This window comes from Salinivibrio sp. IB643 (assembly GCF_001996105.1).
GTDB classification, from domain to species: Bacteria; Pseudomonadota; Gammaproteobacteria; order Enterobacterales; family Vibrionaceae; genus Salinivibrio; species Salinivibrio costicola.
The window spans coordinates 82,415-98,731 of record NZ_MUFF01000004.1 but is presented as its reverse complement, the minus strand read 5'-3'; the positions used below and the strand labels follow the sequence as shown (position 1 = coordinate 98,731).

Annotated in this window: 14 protein-coding genes; 10 read left to right on the top strand and 4 right to left on the bottom strand. The window is 48.2% G+C overall.

Going from position 1 to position 16,317, the window contains the following annotated elements; all coding sequences use genetic code 11:
* Positions 1-4: 4 nt before the first annotated feature.
* From BZG77_RS02855 to xni, 4 genes are all read left to right on the top strand, one after another.
* Positions 5-2,410 (top strand): tetratricopeptide repeat protein, encoded by a 2,406-nt coding sequence (locus BZG77_RS02855; RefSeq protein ID WP_077646113.1) that lies wholly within the window; start codon positions 5-7, stop codon positions 2,408-2,410.
* A 76-nt stretch (positions 2,411-2,486) separates the two neighbouring features.
* On the top strand, positions 2,487-4,046 hold the full coding sequence (locus BZG77_RS02850; RefSeq protein ID WP_077646112.1) for a GGDEF domain-containing protein: 1,560 nt from the start codon (positions 2,487-2,489) through the stop codon (positions 4,044-4,046).
* Between the two features lie 120 nt (positions 4,047-4,166).
* Positions 4,167-5,528, top strand: a complete 1,362-nt coding sequence (ppnN, locus tag BZG77_RS02845) for a nucleotide 5'-monophosphate nucleosidase PpnN (protein ID WP_077646111.1) — start codon at positions 4,167-4,169, stop codon at positions 5,526-5,528.
* 80 nt (positions 5,529-5,608) lie between these two features.
* Positions 5,609-6,379, top strand: a complete 771-nt coding sequence (gene xni / locus BZG77_RS02840; protein WP_077646110.1) for a flap endonuclease Xni — start codon at positions 5,609-5,611, stop codon at positions 6,377-6,379.
* Here xni and rlmM read toward each other — a convergent pair.
* The 4 genes from rlmM to BZG77_RS02820 all read right to left on the bottom strand — a co-directional run bounded on the left by rlmM (position 6,376) and on the right by BZG77_RS02820 (position 9,499).
* Positions 6,376-7,461, bottom strand: a complete 1,086-nt coding sequence (gene rlmM, locus BZG77_RS02835) for a 23S rRNA (cytidine(2498)-2'-O)-methyltransferase RlmM (RefSeq protein WP_077646109.1) — start codon at positions 7,459-7,461, stop codon at positions 6,376-6,378. The genes xni and rlmM overlap by 4 nt on opposite strands.
* Before the next feature lie 102 nt (positions 7,462-7,563).
* On the bottom strand, positions 7,564-7,962 hold the full coding sequence (locus BZG77_RS02830; protein ID WP_077646108.1) for a DUF423 domain-containing protein: 399 nt from the start codon (positions 7,960-7,962) through the stop codon (positions 7,564-7,566).
* Entirely contained in the window at positions 7,959-8,597 is a 639-nt protein-coding gene (locus BZG77_RS02825; RefSeq protein WP_077646107.1) for an alpha/beta family hydrolase, read from the bottom strand. Before BZG77_RS02825 ends, BZG77_RS02830 begins: the two co-directional genes overlap by 4 nt.
* The gene (locus BZG77_RS02820; RefSeq protein ID WP_077646106.1) at positions 8,594-9,499 is read right to left on the bottom strand and encodes a transcriptional regulator GcvA; all 906 of its coding nucleotides are present in this window, start codon (positions 9,497-9,499) and stop codon (positions 8,594-8,596) included. Before BZG77_RS02820 ends, BZG77_RS02825 begins: the two co-directional genes overlap by 4 nt.
* Before the next feature lie 355 nt (positions 9,500-9,854).
* Here BZG77_RS02820 and BZG77_RS02815 point away from each other — a divergent pair, with 355 nt between their 5' ends.
* The 6 genes from BZG77_RS02815 (at position 9,855) to phaC (ending at position 16,289) form a co-directional block, all read left to right on the top strand.
* Positions 9,855-11,066 (top strand): aminotransferase class V-fold PLP-dependent enzyme, encoded by a 1,212-nt coding sequence (locus BZG77_RS02815; RefSeq protein WP_077646138.1) that lies wholly within the window; start codon positions 9,855-9,857, stop codon positions 11,064-11,066.
* A 22-nt stretch (positions 11,067-11,088) separates the two neighbouring features.
* The gene (locus tag BZG77_RS02810; RefSeq protein ID WP_158011409.1) at positions 11,089-11,514 is read left to right on the top strand and encodes a SufE family protein; all 426 of its coding nucleotides are present in this window, start codon (positions 11,089-11,091) and stop codon (positions 11,512-11,514) included.
* Between the two features lie 499 nt (positions 11,515-12,013).
* Positions 12,014-12,754, top strand: coding sequence for an SDR family oxidoreductase (locus tag BZG77_RS02805; RefSeq protein ID WP_077646104.1), 741 nt, complete (start codon positions 12,014-12,016; stop codon positions 12,752-12,754).
* A gap of 15 nt (positions 12,755-12,769) precedes the next feature.
* Entirely contained in the window at positions 12,770-13,981 is a 1,212-nt protein-coding gene (locus BZG77_RS02800) for an acetyl-CoA C-acetyltransferase (protein WP_077646103.1), read from the top strand.
* 57 nt (positions 13,982-14,038) lie between these two features.
* On the top strand, positions 14,039-14,386 hold the full coding sequence (locus BZG77_RS02795) for a phasin family protein (RefSeq protein WP_021022030.1): 348 nt from the start codon (positions 14,039-14,041) through the stop codon (positions 14,384-14,386).
* Positions 14,387-14,465: 79 nt separating this feature from the next.
* A complete protein-coding gene (gene phaC / locus BZG77_RS02790) occupies positions 14,466-16,289 on the top strand; it encodes a class I poly(R)-hydroxyalkanoic acid synthase (RefSeq protein WP_077646102.1) in 1,824 nt (607 codons plus the stop codon).
* The last annotated feature ends 28 nt before the right edge of the window (positions 16,290-16,317 follow it).

Genomic DNA, 16,317 nt, shown 5'->3' with positions numbered 1-16,317 from the left:
GCGCATGCGCATCAGCCCACTACTTGTAGGCCTGCTTTTTTGGTTGACGTCGATGGCGGCGTTCGCTTCTATCCACTCCTCGCCCGTTTTGACCGATGCCGAAAAATTATTGGATACATCCCCCATCCAATCCTTAGAAATCAGTAACCGATTCCTGGCCCAACGACGATTAACGACAGGGGCTAATCGTTCACACGTCAACAATGACACCGATCGATCGATTCGGACGCCGTTGCACACGGTTTATGCGTATTTAATTAGCGCCCGTGCTTATGCTCATTTGGAGCAGCCACTTGAGTCCAAAGCCGCGCTCCAAAAAGCGTATCAGGTCGTTGAAGAGTACGATTTAAAATATACTCACGTGCAAGTCGTTCTGACTGAAGCGACGCTCATTTGGCACTTAGACCATGATGAACAAGGCGCACTGGCAAAGTTAGATGCAGTACAAACGGCGATGAGTGCCTTGCCGGAAAATAGTCTCAATAGGCCAGATCTTCGCTTTCGTAGTGCCTTACTACGCGCCAACATACTGGCTGAAACTTCAGATAACGAATCGGCATTAGTGGCGTATGAAAATGCACGCAGCCAGCTGAGTGATGATCCACAAGATCTTCGCGACAAAGTCGAGTTTCAACTCTCATTTGGACGTTTTTTGCTGGCACAAGAACAGCATGAAAGTGCCTTAACTGAACTGCTAAGCGCTTTTTGGATCGCCAGTGAAAATGAATATACCGCATTGATCGCAAACGCCAATATGGAACTTGCTCGACTTTATTTTCAACAAGGTGTACTCGAGCAAGCACTCGAGCATGCGAATCAAGCCGCGGCATTTTTCGAACACTTCTCACTCAGCCGACGACTCTCAGCGTCTCAGCGCTTATTAGCTAGCTTATACGAGCAGCAATCTCGGTATAATTTTGCACTCGTGCATTATTTTAATGCGCTCGAAGTTGAGCAGTCTCTTGGCCGAACTCAACCGCTCGCCGATATATACTTAGCCATCGCCCGCACCTACTTTGAGCTAAAACACTTTCCTCTCAGTGATCGCTATATTCAGGATGCATTGCGACTCGTGGGGAGTTTGCCAAACTCGCCACTGACAACTCAGGCCATGCTGTTACAAGGCCGAATACATTTAGCGCTTGAGCAACCCAAACAAGCAGAAAAGGAAATCAAGACCGCGCTTGAACGCGCCGAGGCTGAAAACGATATCACCACCATGACTCACGCCTATCGGGCATTATCAAACGCTTTCGAGGCGCAGGAACGATATCAAGTTGCGCTCGCGATGCAGCGAGAATATGAGCAATTACGAGCAACACAGGCTCAATCAAAGCAACAGCAACAAGCAGATACCTTTAAGCAACAGCAGCGTGTGGTTGAACGCCAGCTACAAATGGATGAATTACAGCGTCAGCTCGATACGGCGCATCAAGAGCAGTTGCACCTACAAAAAGTCAATTACTTTCTATTGGGCAGCCTGGGTGTCCTAATTGCCATTGTCTACCTACGCCACCGCGCCGCAGTGTTAAGCCAAACCGAGCTCGAGCAGTTACGTGATAACTTCTACACTCACCCTCGCACTGGGCTGAGAAACTTACGTATGCTTAATGCCAAATTGCCGCGTTCGCTTGAAAAAAGTAATGCCGATTTTGAGCAAAGGTACCTCAACGACATGATTCACCAACCGCTCAGTGATCGGCTACGCTTCGCCATGTTCGACGTGGTTTTTCTCAAAGAATTGTTTTTGTTGCATGGTTACCAACGTGCTCAAGACATAGAACGCAAGTTCGGTGAGTATCTGTCTGAACGTGTGACACAATCTGGGCGTCTGTACCATTTTGCTGACACCCTGTTTATCTATATAGAGACAAACTGGGACGAAAACACCAAACCTGAAGCACTCGCACAATTTGTACAAACATTGATAGAGGATTTTGTCACCCAATACCAAAATACCGTCCACGAAGCGCCTGCTAAGGACGCTACTGTCGACACATCAGACCAATTACTTGATGACCACACATCCATTGATGATGCTCCTCAACATCTAGCGCGTTTAACGCCACACGTCGCCATTGGCTTAGCAGAGTATCCCTTTTTGCCACGCGCATATACCTCGATCAACGATCAGGAGCTGATAGAGATCTTGCTCACCGCCACACATCAAGCAAGCGCACTGGTTCAACAAAGTGAAGAAAGTCATTGGGTCCACTTTAGTGCGATTAATACGGCGCCGGCGGCGAGTTTCGTCAATACCAACCTTCGCCAAGCCTGTTTAAAAGGGATTGAGTCTGGGCTAGTAAAGGTTAAAACATCATCAAATGGCCTCATGGACTGGCAGAAGGATCACGAATCTGATAAAAAGCGAACATCTTTTATTGATGACGATAGCAATAAGTCGGTATAGCTAACGTCCATGGGTGGTGCATTCTCACTACCTGTGATGCTGAATCGCGAATGTAATTAGGTGTTTTTTCGACCAAATGACTAAGTCAACTCCATCACCGTTGTCGGCACAGACCGCTCAGGCGGATCATCATCATGCGCCTTCAGCGTATCGAGAGCTGGCTTTGAAGTCGCGTCGAGAGGTCCATACGCTCAAACGCTTAGCCTCGCGATTGATTGCGACATGCACAGGCAAAAACACCGCGGTAGATCAAAAACTAACCGACTTCCGTGACATATTATACTCAGCGCAGGATGTTAGCGCGTTGCTTCCGCGTTTAGCTGTTATTGAACGCATGGTGAGTCATCAAGACATGACACAAAAAAAAGCACAGTCCCATCTCGAAGAGCAGTTTCATACCAGTGGTGAAACGCTACAACGTATTATCGGTCTGCCTGCTCAACTCAAGCGAGATTTACGCGAGTTGCTAGCAAAATCGGCGAACAGTGATACTGAACGAACGCAGCATTTGATCCGACTACTTCAGCTCTACGAGCGGGCTGTGACCTTGCAAGTCACACGCCCTCGCGCTCAACACGCGCAAATAGAGCTCGATAAAGACCAAATTCGTCGCGTCGCAGATGAGCTACAAAACCTGATTACCGAGCTCGATATTGATGGTCAAGCTGGCAGTCAGTTGCTTGATATTCGTCGCCAATTATTGACCGATGTCGCGCCAGCGACTGTCGTCTCTCTCACTCTGTCCGCCCTTCGGCTGATTTTAGATGCCACGCAAGCCGAGCGTCAGGCATCACAACAATTTCTCGCCCAAGTGAATGATGATCTGGTTGCAATCAGTCAGCAAAATACGCGCGCTTTTGATCACGCCACGCAATTGCGGGTGGCACATCAAAGCGTTGATCAGCGCCTAGCTCACACCATTACTGACATTGAAAAAGAACTTGGCCTAAAAGGCACGCCAGAGTCCAATCCTGAGGCCGCACTAACACGTGCACTCGGCGCGCTGAACGCCATAGCAAAAGAGAACGAGGCCCTCAAAACGCGAGAGTGCGCACTCGAAGAGCAACTGAGCCATAATCAAACCCAGTTGAGTACACTGGCTGAACACACGATGGATCAACGCCGTCATGTTGGCGACCAAGAACGCAAGCGTTTACTGGATCCACTGACCCGTGTTTACAATCGCGCCGCGCTCAATGATCGCCTCGAACATGAATTCCGTTTGTGGAAGAAGTACCAACGACCGTTTTGCCTCGCGGTGATTGACATTGATCACTTCAAGCAAGTTAACCAACAGTTTGGGTATGAAGTCGGTGATAAAGCCTTGAAAATCGTCGCGCGTACGATTTATCAATGTTTGCGTGATACCGATTTTATTGCTCGGTTTGGTGGTGAAGAGTTTGTGATCTTATTGCCCGATGCCAACGATGATACTCGCACAGAAATCCTAGCCACTATCAGCCATACCATCCGCAAGCTGCCGTTAAAATTCAAGAACGAACGCGTCGCGATCACCGTATCGATTGGTGCTACCCTCTTTAGCGATCAAGATACGCCAACCCCCGTTCTAGAACGAGCAGACCAAGCGTTGTATCAAGCCAAAAACAGTGGCCGCAACCAAATTATTTGGTGTTAATTATTACTGGTCAATTGTGGCTGGCGTGTGTATTTTTAATTAACACACTGATTTTTATAGCACCGTGCTATCTTCCCTACTTGGCTTTTCAAGAGGGGCGGTCCGTAAGAGGTTGTCGTTATGATCACACACATTAGCCCCATAGGAACGATGGATCTGCTTTCTCAAATTGAGGTTGATCGTTTAAAAACCAGCGCCAGCAGTGATTTATACCGTTTATACCGAAACTGCTCATTGGCTGTTTTAAATTCTGGTAGTCATACAGATAGCTCCAAAGCGCTGCTAGAAAAGCATCAAAACTTCGAAATCCGAGTGCTTCGTCGAGAGCGTGGGATCAAACTCGAATTGGTTAACCCACCTGAGCATGCCTTCGTCGATGGTAAAATCATTCGTGGCATTCAAGAGCACATGTTTTCTGTGCTAAGAGATATCATTCATGTCAATGTGCAGCTCGAGCACAGCCCGGCGCTAAACCTAGACAGCTCGCCACATATTACCAATTTAATATTCGGTATCTTACGCAACGCCAAAGCACTGCGTCCCCATGTCGATCCTAACCTGGTTGTATGCTGGGGCGGTCACTCCATCAATGATATCGAATACCAATACACCCGCGAAGTAGGCCATGAGTTAGGGCTGAGAGAGCTGGATATTTGCACCGGTTGCGGGCCAGGTGCGATGGAAGGGCCTATGAAAGGCGCGGCCATCGGTCATGCGAAACAACGTACTTATGACAGCCGTTTTATCGGTCTGACTGAGCCATCTATTATTGCCGCCGAGCCACCCAATCCAATGGTGAACGAATTAGTGATCATGCCCGATATCGAGAAGCGTTTAGAAGCGTTTGTTCGTATCGCTCACGGTATCATTATTTTTCCTGGTGGCGCCGGTACCGCCGAGGAGTTACTTTATATTCTCGGGATCATGATGCACCCCGATAATCGCGCGCAGCCACTGCCGATCGTACTCACTGGGCCCAAAGAGAGCGAGGCCTATTTTCGTGATATTGATAATTTTATTCGTGATGTACTCGGTGAAGAAGCCACACAATACTACGAAATTGTGATTGATGATCCGGCCAAAGCCGCGCGTTTGATGAAAAATGCCATGCCCGCCGTCAAAGAGCACCGCAAAGCAACGGGTGACGCCTACTCGTATAACTGGTCATTAAAAATTGAGCCCGGCTTTCAGCATCCCTTCGCGCCCACGCATGAAAATATGGCAAACCTCAACTTACACATGAATCAACGCCCAGAGCTTCTCGCGTCTTCGCTGCGCCAGGCTTTTTCAGGCATCGTTGCAGGTAACGTCAAAGATGAGGGGATGCGTAATATTGAACGCCATGGCCCATTTAAAATTGATGGCGACAAGTATTTGATGGCCAAAATGGATAAACTTTTGCAAAGTTTCGTTGAACAACAACGCATGAAGCTACCTGGCACTGCGTATGTGCCTTGCTATGAAATTGTTTCCGAGGCTTAGGCACGACTTTTAACGCCCTGCGTCCTAAACAAAAACCGGGTATAATGCGGCATTTATAAAACGCACACCCGGTTTTTATTATGTCTAGGCTCCATGTTGTTATTATTGATGCGATGAATCTTATCCGCCGAGTCCACGCTGCCCAGCCGGATCAAGAATCGATCGATGCGACGGCTCAATCCTGCATCAAAACCTTGGATAAAATCATCAATCATAGCCAGCCTAGCCATATTGTTGCCGTGTTTGATCATATTGGCCCTGATCGAGGTTGGCGGGCCGAGATACTTCCCACCTATAAACAAAACCGTAAGCCCATGCCTGTGGCACTAGAACAAGGCTTAGACACGATCCAAGAAGCATTTTGGCAAAGAGGGGTCGATGCGTTACTGTCACAAGGCGATGAAGCCGACGACATGATTGCTACCTTGGCATTAAAAGTGGCAGCGCGTCATGAGCACGTCACGATTGTTTCTACCGATAAAGGCTACTGCCAGCTATTACAACCCACGTTAAGCATTCGTGATTACTTCCAACACCGGTGGCTCGATTTAGCGTTTGTTGACGCTCAGTTCGGTGTGCGTCCTGAGCAGCTGTGCGATTTCTGGGGGCTGGCTGGGATCAGCAGTAGCGAAGTGAGCGGCGTCCCCGGTATTGGTGCAAAAACGGCGGCAACGCTGCTTGAGCGGTACCAGACGCTTGAGGCTATTTTCGCCGCGAGCGATGTCGAACAAAAATGGCAAAAAAAGCTCGCTGGGCACCAGGATTTAGCCCAACGTTGTAAAAAAGTAGCCCAATTAAAAACGGATATCCCACTCGGTTTTAACCTGCAAGATATCCGCTTTGAACGTTAGCCGCCACGTTGCTGGCGTTTCACACGGCGCAAGTGCACGGTGATTTCTTCACGATCGTGATAAAGGTGTTTCGCGCGCATTTCATACGGCACATTGTAGTCAGCCAAAAATGCACCTAGGGTTTGCAAGTTTTCTGACACCTGCTCATAACGTCGGCTCATCGGCAGTTTCAAGTTAAAAATAGCCTCTTGGGCCCAACCTTCAATTAACCACTCTCCCATCAACCGCGCCACTCGCGATGGTTTTTCAATCATGTCGCACACTAACCAGGTCACATTCTTGCGCGTCGGCTCAAATTTAAACCCATCTTCGGCATGATGAAACACTTGTCCTGTCTCCATCAGGCTTTCAGCCATCGCCCCATTATCCACCGCATGGACAAACATCGAGCGTTTTATCAATTGATAGGTCCAGCCCCCGGGGCATGCACCTAAATCGACCGCCCACATGCCAGGCGCTAAACGCGTATCCCACTCATCCTTGGGTATARAATGATGAAAGGCCTCTTCCAGTTTTAATGTCGAACGGCTTGGCGCATCAGACGGAAATTTCATCCGTGGTAGGCCCATATAATGAGGTGAGTTATTGGTCGTCAGCGAGTAGCCCACCAAGCAAGTACCCGGTGCGGTAAAGCATAAGTGAATCACCGGTTTTTTGGGGTTATCTTTGGCTAACATGACGCCTTGTTTGCGCAAGGCTTGGCGTAGTGGCACGGTAAACTTACGGCAAAACTTCAATAAGGCTTTAGCCTCATCGTTATCCGGTGTCTCCACCCGTAGATCGCCACCTTTAGGCAGATCGCTCGCTACCGCCAGAATCGGGGAGATACGATCATCAGGGTCAAGATCCGACAAGGCGGCAGTCACAGCAATCATTTGGCGCGCAAAGATCAGCGAGTCCAACGATAAATCACGCACAACGCGCTCAGCGTCATCTTCTTGGTAGCACTCAAACACAACATACGCGCTGTTATTTATCACGCGCGGAAACCCATACACGCCCATTTCGGTGGTTTTTTGTTGGATTTCTGCGGCGCAGTCTTTTTCAAATCCTGCACGGCAGTAAAGCAAAACCTGGTTCATAACACCCTCTGGTTCGACGATAGGATCACGCTATGTGATGATAAAAATAAGCTGCGCATTATATCTGTCATCGCGACAAGAAAGAAATGCAGATAGCCGCTTTTAACGCGATGGATGAGAGAGAGAAACGTTTGTACGCCATGTGCCCACAGCGAGCCCTCCCCAGCCGATTAAAAAGCTCACGCCGCCAACTGGTGTTACCGGTCCTAGCCAATGCATATCCGTGAGAGCAAGCAGGTATAAGCTACCGCTAAAGCCGATCATACCAACTAACCAAGCCCAAGCGACCCAGCTGAATAACCGCGTGGAGATCCGTGAAGAAAGTGCACACAGTCCAAGCAAGGCTAAACTATGCCACATCTGATAGTTAACGCCGGTTTTAAAAATAGCTAATTGATAATCGGACAAAACCATTTTCAAACCATGTGCGGCAAAGGCACCCAGCCCGACAGCCAGTCCTGCCCCTAAAGCAGCTAGGCTGATCCAGTGGTTTAATTTCATGCTTTCGCTCCTTGGCGCTCAATAAAACACAGTAGACAGTCGACCGCAAACTGCCGATTGTCCGACTCAGTGTAACCTGACGCTTTGCGCGGCTTGAAGCTATGATCGCCATCAGGAACGAACTCAAGATCAATACTTGATGAGTATGAATACCCCATCACTTCTTCTTTCCGACCAAAGGTATCACGCTCCCCTTGCACAATGAGCAACGGTTTGGTCACGGTCGCTAAATGCTCGCCTTTATATTTTTCAGGCTTGCCTGGAGGGTGAAAAGGAAAGCCAAAGCACACCACCCCGCTGACTGATGAATGGCCGGTAAGGTGGCTGGCCATACGTCCTCCCATCGATTTACCGGCAAGCCATAAACGACTTTCTTTTGGGCGTAAACTATCGATAGCATCAATCACAGCTTCAAAGTGTGCAAGTAGCTTAGGTGCACGGTCTGGCGGACGCTTTTTGCCATCTTCCTGACGCTTTTCCATATAGGGAAAATTAAACCGCACCACACGGCAACCGACCCCGATGCGTGTCGCGATATCTGTCATAAACTCATGCTCTTTGCCGGCACCTGCACCATGAGCAATAATCACCCAATCGGTGGCACTGTCAGGCCCATCAAATTCAAGATTTATCATAAATTCATACTCGCTTGCTCTTTTGCTGCAGTGGCTAGCATCCATTCTCTAAACGCAGTAATGCGCCCGATGTCAGCGTCTCTTTGTTGACTCACCAGATAAAAACCATTGTCACTTTTTAACACCTGCTCAAAAGGTTGCACCAAACGTCCAGAGGCCAGTTCAGGTTGGGAAAGCACATTATTCCCTAATGCAACGCCCTGTCCGTGAGCCGCTGCCTGAAGCACCATCGACGAATGACTAAAAATAGGACCGTGCTCAACGTTCACCTCACTCAATTGATGGGCTTTTGCGAACGCCTTCCATTCTTTGCGTGAGCGATCATGCAACAAAACATGATGGACGAGATCGTCTGGCGCTTGGAGCGGATAGCCGGACTCTAGCAACATGGGAGAACAAACAGGCAACAAGCACTCTTGGTACAATAGGTCACAGCGTAAACCCGTCCAATGGCCTCGGCCATAATAAATGGCTACGTCGACATCATCGGTTAATGACCCATCCTCCAAATCAACCGCTTTTATCCGAACATCGATATCTGGATGCGCTTTATTAAAATCAGCGAGCCTCGGCACCAACCATTGAATCGCGAAACTGGGTGGCAAACTAATGGTCAGCGCCCCTTTGGCACTTCGCTCTAACACTTTATCAGTGGCATAAGAAAGTTCAGAGAATATATCTTTAATATCAAGAAAGTAGCTTTGACCTTCTTCCGTTAACAACAGCGAGCGGTTACGACGACGAAATAGCTTTAAACCTAAAAATTCTTCTAACGCTTTGATTTGATGACTCACCGCCGCCTGAGTCACAAAGAGCTCTTCAGCTGCGCGGGTAAAACTCAAATGTCGTGCGGCTGCTTCAAAAACGCGCAGCGCGTTAAGTGGAGGAAGACGCCTAGCCATAAACGGACACCCTATTCATTAATTTTTCTAATCGTTGACATTATAAATTGTCGATTGCTGATATACCAGTAACACCCTATAGTGCATCCCGCATCCACTTGTGACGTCTTTCTATCTAGACTGTTTCCGTGGTTGCGATGTTGTGTTTGCATTTGTCTAACACTGGTTAGACAGGTAGTCGTATCTACCACTTTTAACTTCCTGTATTTTGACATTGTCTGTCATTACATATTTGTTGGCACTGAGCTTGGCTCAGTGCTTTTTTTTGTCCGTTTTTTATCTTAAACACGTATCACGCTTGAGTTACACCAGTGAGATGGCGATCATAGGCAAGATTTTACTTTGGACGATGACTATGACAGACGGTTTTGCTCCCTACGCATTGCGTGCCCAGTTTCCCGCTTTTAATGCCTCAGACTGGGTGTATTTGGACAGTGCGGCTACGGCACAAAAACCACAGTGTGTGATTGATGCCATTTGCCAAAGCTATATGGCGCCGGTTGCGAATGTTCATCGCGGCCAACACCAAGCCTCGTTATCCACCACTGCGCAGTTTGAACAAGCGCGACGTGAGGTTGCGGCGTTTATTGATGCAAACCCTAGTGAGATAATTTGGACGCGAGGGGCAACGGAAGCTATCAACTTACTTGCCTATAGCCTCAGCCACACATTGACCTCCAACGACCGTATCCTCGTCAGCGAAATGGAGCATCATGCTAATTTGCTCCCCTGGCAACTGGTCGCGCAGCGTACAGGCGCACAGCTGGTAAAGATCCCCTGTTGTGTCAACACGGGTCAGTTAGATATGGCGGCTTATCAACAAGCACTCACGACCCGCCCCCGCATCGTGGCGATAAGTCATGTCAGTAACGTGACCGGAACACGCCACCCGATAGAAGCAATGACCGCACTCGCGCATCGCCATGGTGCAACGGTGATCATTGATGGTGCACAAGGGATCGTTCACGAGCCCCTCAGTATGCAAACCTTGAATGCTGACTTCTACGTATTTTCCGGACATAAGTTGTATGGACCAACCGGTATTGGCGTGCTCTATGGAAAACCAGAAGCATTGGCCACTCTCGCGCCATTTCACGGCGGCGGCAAAATGATTACTGACGTCACATTTGATAACCACACACTAGCACCGATTCCCGCTCGTTTTGAAGCAGGCACGCCCAATACCGCGGGTGCGATTGGCCTTGCTGCCGCCATTCAATGGCTAAAACAATATGACGCTCAAGCCATCGATACACATATTAGTGACTGTTACCAAGCGCTACTCGACGGCTTGAAACAACGCCCAGCCATCAAGCTAATCTGCCCCCAACCACACAGCACCATAGTGTCATTCGTGGTAGAAGGAGAACACCACGCAGATATTGCTGAGCTGCTCAGCCAACAAAACGTGGCAGTACGGTCTGGGCACCACTGCGCGCACCCGCTGATCAAAGCGCTGGGCGTGGAGGGAACCGTACGTGTATCACTCGGTGCCTATAATCATCAGGAAGACATTCAACACTTCCTCACAGCGTTAGATAAAACATTATATTTACTCGGTGTTTAATCGTTTCATGACAGGATCTACCATGGATTTACCTACTCACCCCTTTGGCAGTGAACTTGACCAAAAAATGGTTACTGAGATGCTCGCACAACACGCCTGTTGGGAGGACAAATATCGCCAATTAATTCTATGGGGTAAGCGTTTACCAACGTTTACCGATGAGCAAAAACACACGGCTCGCTTAGTCAATGGATGCGAAAGTGATGTGTGGTTTTTACATCATTCAGATGGTTGCAGACATTACTTCGCCGCGGACTCGAATGCGAGAATTGTCAAAGGCTTGCTCGCTATTGTACTGGCGTGTGTTCATGGTCAGCATCCAGACACTATTCATGCACTCGATTTAAACCACGTATTCCAACAAGCCGGGTTATCGCACCATTTAAGTGAGTCACGCACCAATGGCTTGCATGCAATTGCCCAATATGTGCAGCACCAAACAGCCTAGTTGCTTTAGAAGGACGTAAGCGGTTGCTAACTACTACGTCCTCTATCGTTTTACCAACAACCACCCCCCTATCACTGCCCACATATAACGACACTTCATTATCCGTCAGAACGCTATATAGCAACTCACAAGGACCACTTTTAACACACTCAACCGACTTCATTTTCAACATATTCAAATACAAACAACAACACTTTGATAACAATAAATTGCAATATTACCTGATAGTTATGACCAAGATCGCGAATACGTAAGTCAATACTTTTATACTTTGCATATTCGACTAGATTCGTTAGCCTAAAAGCTGGTAGTCATAAAGGGGTTACACTAATAAGTTAGACTGCCTAATAATGTCGGCAGCATAATTGTTAACTATTGGCATAACTCTTGCTGCTGTTATAAGACAAGAAAGGATGACTGTAATTCTGGTTTAAAGTGGTTCCAGATGCGGCTTCAGGCATCTCATTATATTTGCTTGCTGTAGTGAATGGAGTCATAGATGAAAAAACTGGCATTAGTAACTGGCGCAAAAGGCGGTATTGGATCAACGATCACCGAGAAATTGGTCGAGGATAATTATCGCGTTATCGCAACACACTCAACAGGTGGTAAAGCATCTGCACTAGATTGGTTTGAAGAAAAAGGATTTAAACAAGATCAAGTGCGCCTATTCGAACTTGATGTTACCGATACAGAACAATGCGCTACACGTCTTGCTAAACTGCTTGAAGAAGAAGGCACAATCGATGTCTTGGTAAATAACGCCGGGATCACGCGTGACAGTGTATTCAAAAAGATGGATGCCGATAAATGGCACGACGTCATTAACACTAATCTCAATAGCCTCTTTAACGTCACTCAACCTTTGTTCGCTACCATGTGCGAAAAAGGAGGTGGACGCATCATTAATATCTCGTCCGTAAATGGTCAAAAAGGCCAATTTGGCCAAGCAAATTATGCCGCAGCGAAAGCAGGAATGATGGGCTTTAGCAAATCGTTAGCTGCTGAAGGTGCCCGCGCAGGCGTCACCGTGAATGTCGTTGCGCCAGGGTATACCGCGACGCCCATGGTAACGGCCATGCGCGAAGACGTACTTGAGTCGATTACCAATCAAATCCCGATGAAACGCTTGGCAAAGCCAGAAGAAATTGCGGCTTCCGTCGCTTACCTCGCGAGCGAGGCAGGCGCATACATTACGGGTGAAACGCTATCGGTCAACGGCGGCCTGTACATGCAATAAATCAAGGATAGATTGATGGAACGCATTTTTATTGTGGCGGCAAAACGTACCGCCATCGGTGCTTTTTCAGGCACGCTTAAAGACATCCCAGCTGGTCAGTTGGCCGCTCATGCTATTAAAGGCGCATTACAGGCAGGCTCGCTCAGCGGCGACACTATCGATGAAGTCATCGTTGGTAATGTGGTGGGTGCCGGGCAAGGGATGGGGATAGGTCGTCAAGCAGCTATCTATGCCGATATCCCTACTCATGTCCCCGCTTACTCTGTCAATATGGTGTGCGGCAGTGGGATGAAAAGCATTATGGATGCGGTTACTCATATTCGCGCTGGTGATGCACAACTTGTTGTCGCTGCTGGCGTTGAAAACATGTCACAGATCCCTTTTGCGGCCGCAGGAAACTTACGCACCGGACAAAAGATGGGCAACTTTGCGATGAAAGACTTGCTCATCAATGACGGTCTCACCGATGTGTATAACCAATATCATATGGGCGTCACCGCAGAAAACGTTGCTAAAAAAATGGATATCACTCGCGAGCAACAAGATCAGTTTGCCCTACACAGCCAGCAAAAAGCGGTTGCAGCGATAGAAGCCGGTCGCTTTAAAAGCGAGATCACTCCCATTGAGATTAAGCAGCGTAAGCAGACCATTACCTTTGACACCGATGAGTATCCTACAGAAGACGTAACCCTTGAGGGGCTGGGAAAATTACGTCCCGCCTTTGATAAAGAAGGCTCGGTGACCGCGGGGAATGCATCAGGCATCAACGATGGTGCGAGTGCGGTGATCTTAGCCTCCGAATCGGCAGTCAATAAACATGGGCTCACCCCATTAGCAGAAGTAAGTGCCTATTCACAGCACGGGGTTGATCCTAGCGTCATGGGGTTAGGCCCAGTAGGTGCGGTGAACACCGCACTCGACAAAGCCAATCTCACTCTCGATAACATTGATTTGTTTGAACTCAACGAGGCATTTGCTGCGCAAGCACTCGGGGTGGTTCACCAACTAGCAGAGCACCACAAGACGACGCCCGATGCCATCTTGGCACGTGCTAACGTCAATGGCGGAGCAATTGCACTTGGCCACCCGCTTGGTGCATCCGGCAACCGAATTGTTGTGACCTTGCTACACGAGCTTGCGCGAAGAGGCGAAACCTATGGCGTTGCTTCTTTGTGTATTGGCGGCGGTATGGGTACGGCTTTAGTAATTAAGCGTACACAAGCATAAACGGACACTTGCGACCTTGGGGTAAATCCCCAGAACAACACTATCAGGAGATACACCATGTACACAGATATGTTTAAAGCGTTTTCTGAGCAATCTGAAAAAGCCCTGGCTCCCTACGTTAATTTTAACAAGCTGGTAGCCAAAAACGTCGAAACACTCACCGAACTGCAAATGAATGCGATGCGCACATACAGCTCGCTCGGTCTTGAGCAGATGAAAGCAGCCAGCGAAGTCAAAGATGTCACCAGCATGACATCATTTAGCAGCCAGCAACTGGCAGCATTGACCAAACTATCTCAGCAAATGATGGATGACAGCACCAAACTGCAAAACATCGCTAAAGAGTTCAAAGAAGATATCGACAAAATCACGGCTGAAAACATGAAAGCCGGCACCCCAGCATAAAGGCAGGGTTACTGCACTATCGCCTGCTACTCACCGTAGCAGGCATTTATAGTGCTTTTCCGATCAAGAGGGCAACATTATGTTTCATCACTTCTTTTCGGACTACCTTGCCAGGCTGCAAGAACAAAACCAGCAATGGTGGCAGGATCTTGAGCAGGGCAAGGCAGCCGTAGACACACCGTTTAATCAAGCCATGCAGGAAGTCAGCCTGCAAGACACTGCTCAATTGCTGGAAGGCGCGGCTCAACAACCCGCTGCACTTCTACAAGTACAGATGCAGTGGTGGGAACAACAAATGCAAATCTGGCAGAACGCCATGCTCGCCCGTGATAACACGGACGAAGTGATCAGCGAAGGTAGCGACGATAAACGTTTCAAGGACAAGGCGTGGCAAGAAGATGTCCTCTATAACTTTATCAAGCAATCGTATCTGTTATTTGGACGTACCTACATGGAAACCATTGAGGCCATCGAAGGACTTGATGATAAAACCCGTGAGCGCCTTTCTTTTTTCTCTCGCCAAGCCATTAATGCCATGGCCCCCAGCAACTACATCGCGACCAACCCAGAGTTGTTAAAAATGACGCTGGAATCAAAAGGTGAGAACTTGCTGCGTGGCATGGAGCAGTTAAAGCAAGACATGGAGTCAAGCGCCGACATCCTAAAAGTACGCATGACCAATAATAACGCTTTCCGCGTTGGCGATGACGTTGCTAACACCCCAGGAGACGTGGTGTATAAAAATGACCTGTTTGAGCTTATTCAATACCGCCCGGTCACCGAAAACGTCCATGCCACACCTGTGTTAGTGGTGCCGCCTTTTATCAATAAATATTACATTCTCGATTTGCGCGAGAAAAACTCACTGGTTCGTTGGTTAGTAGAACAGGGACACACCGTCTTCTTGATGTCATGGCGCAACCCATCTGCTGAGCAAGCTGATATTGGCTTTGAAGACTATGTCACCCAAGGGACAGTAAAAGCTGTCAGTGCGATTGAAGACATCACCGGCCAATCACAGATTAATGGTGTCGGCTATTGTATTGGCGGAACCGTATTAGCGTGCACCATTGCCTACTACTCTGCCAAACGCATGAAAGCGCGTATTAAGTCGGCAAGTTTCTTTACTACCTTACTCGATTTCTCACAGCCTGGTGAAATTGGCGCTTACATCAATGATAGCCTCATCCGAGCCATAGAAGCGCAGAATACTGCTCGCGGTTATATGGATGGGCGATCGCTGAGTGTGACCTTTAGCTTGTTGCGGGAAAATAGTCTTTATTGGAACTACTACATCGAGAACTATCTGAAAGGGAATAGCCCAGTCGATTTTGATTTGCTGTATTGGAACAGTGACAGTACCAACGTGGCCGCTAAAACCCATAATTTTATCCTGCGCGATTTATACCTCGAAAATAAGCTGGTGCAAGATAAGGGCGTTAAAGTCGGTGGTGTATGGATTGATCTCAATAAAATCAAAGTTCCCAGTTATTTTATTTCCACTAAAGAAGACCATATTGCTCTGTGGCAAGGCACGTACCGTGGTGCGCTTAATGTCGGTGGCAATAAAACCTTCGTATTAGGTGAGTCCGGCCATATTGCAGGGATTGTTAATCACCCAGTGAAGAAAAAATACGGCTTTTGGACCAATGATCACCTCGCAGATACGGCAGAGGAGTGGCTGGAAGGCGCGTCTCACCAGACTGGATCATGGTGGACACATTGGGAAAAATGGTTACGAAGTTATAGTCCCGACGAACAAGTTGAGCCCTACCCTACGGGATCAGACAGCTACCCTGTACTTTATGCCGCACCAGGTGAATATGTACGCCAGGTACTGCCGGTTAAATCGAACGTTGAGCCTAAATCAGCCGAATCTGAACCGGTAAAAGAAGAGGCTTAATCAACCGTCCCACAAAAATGGCGCCCCG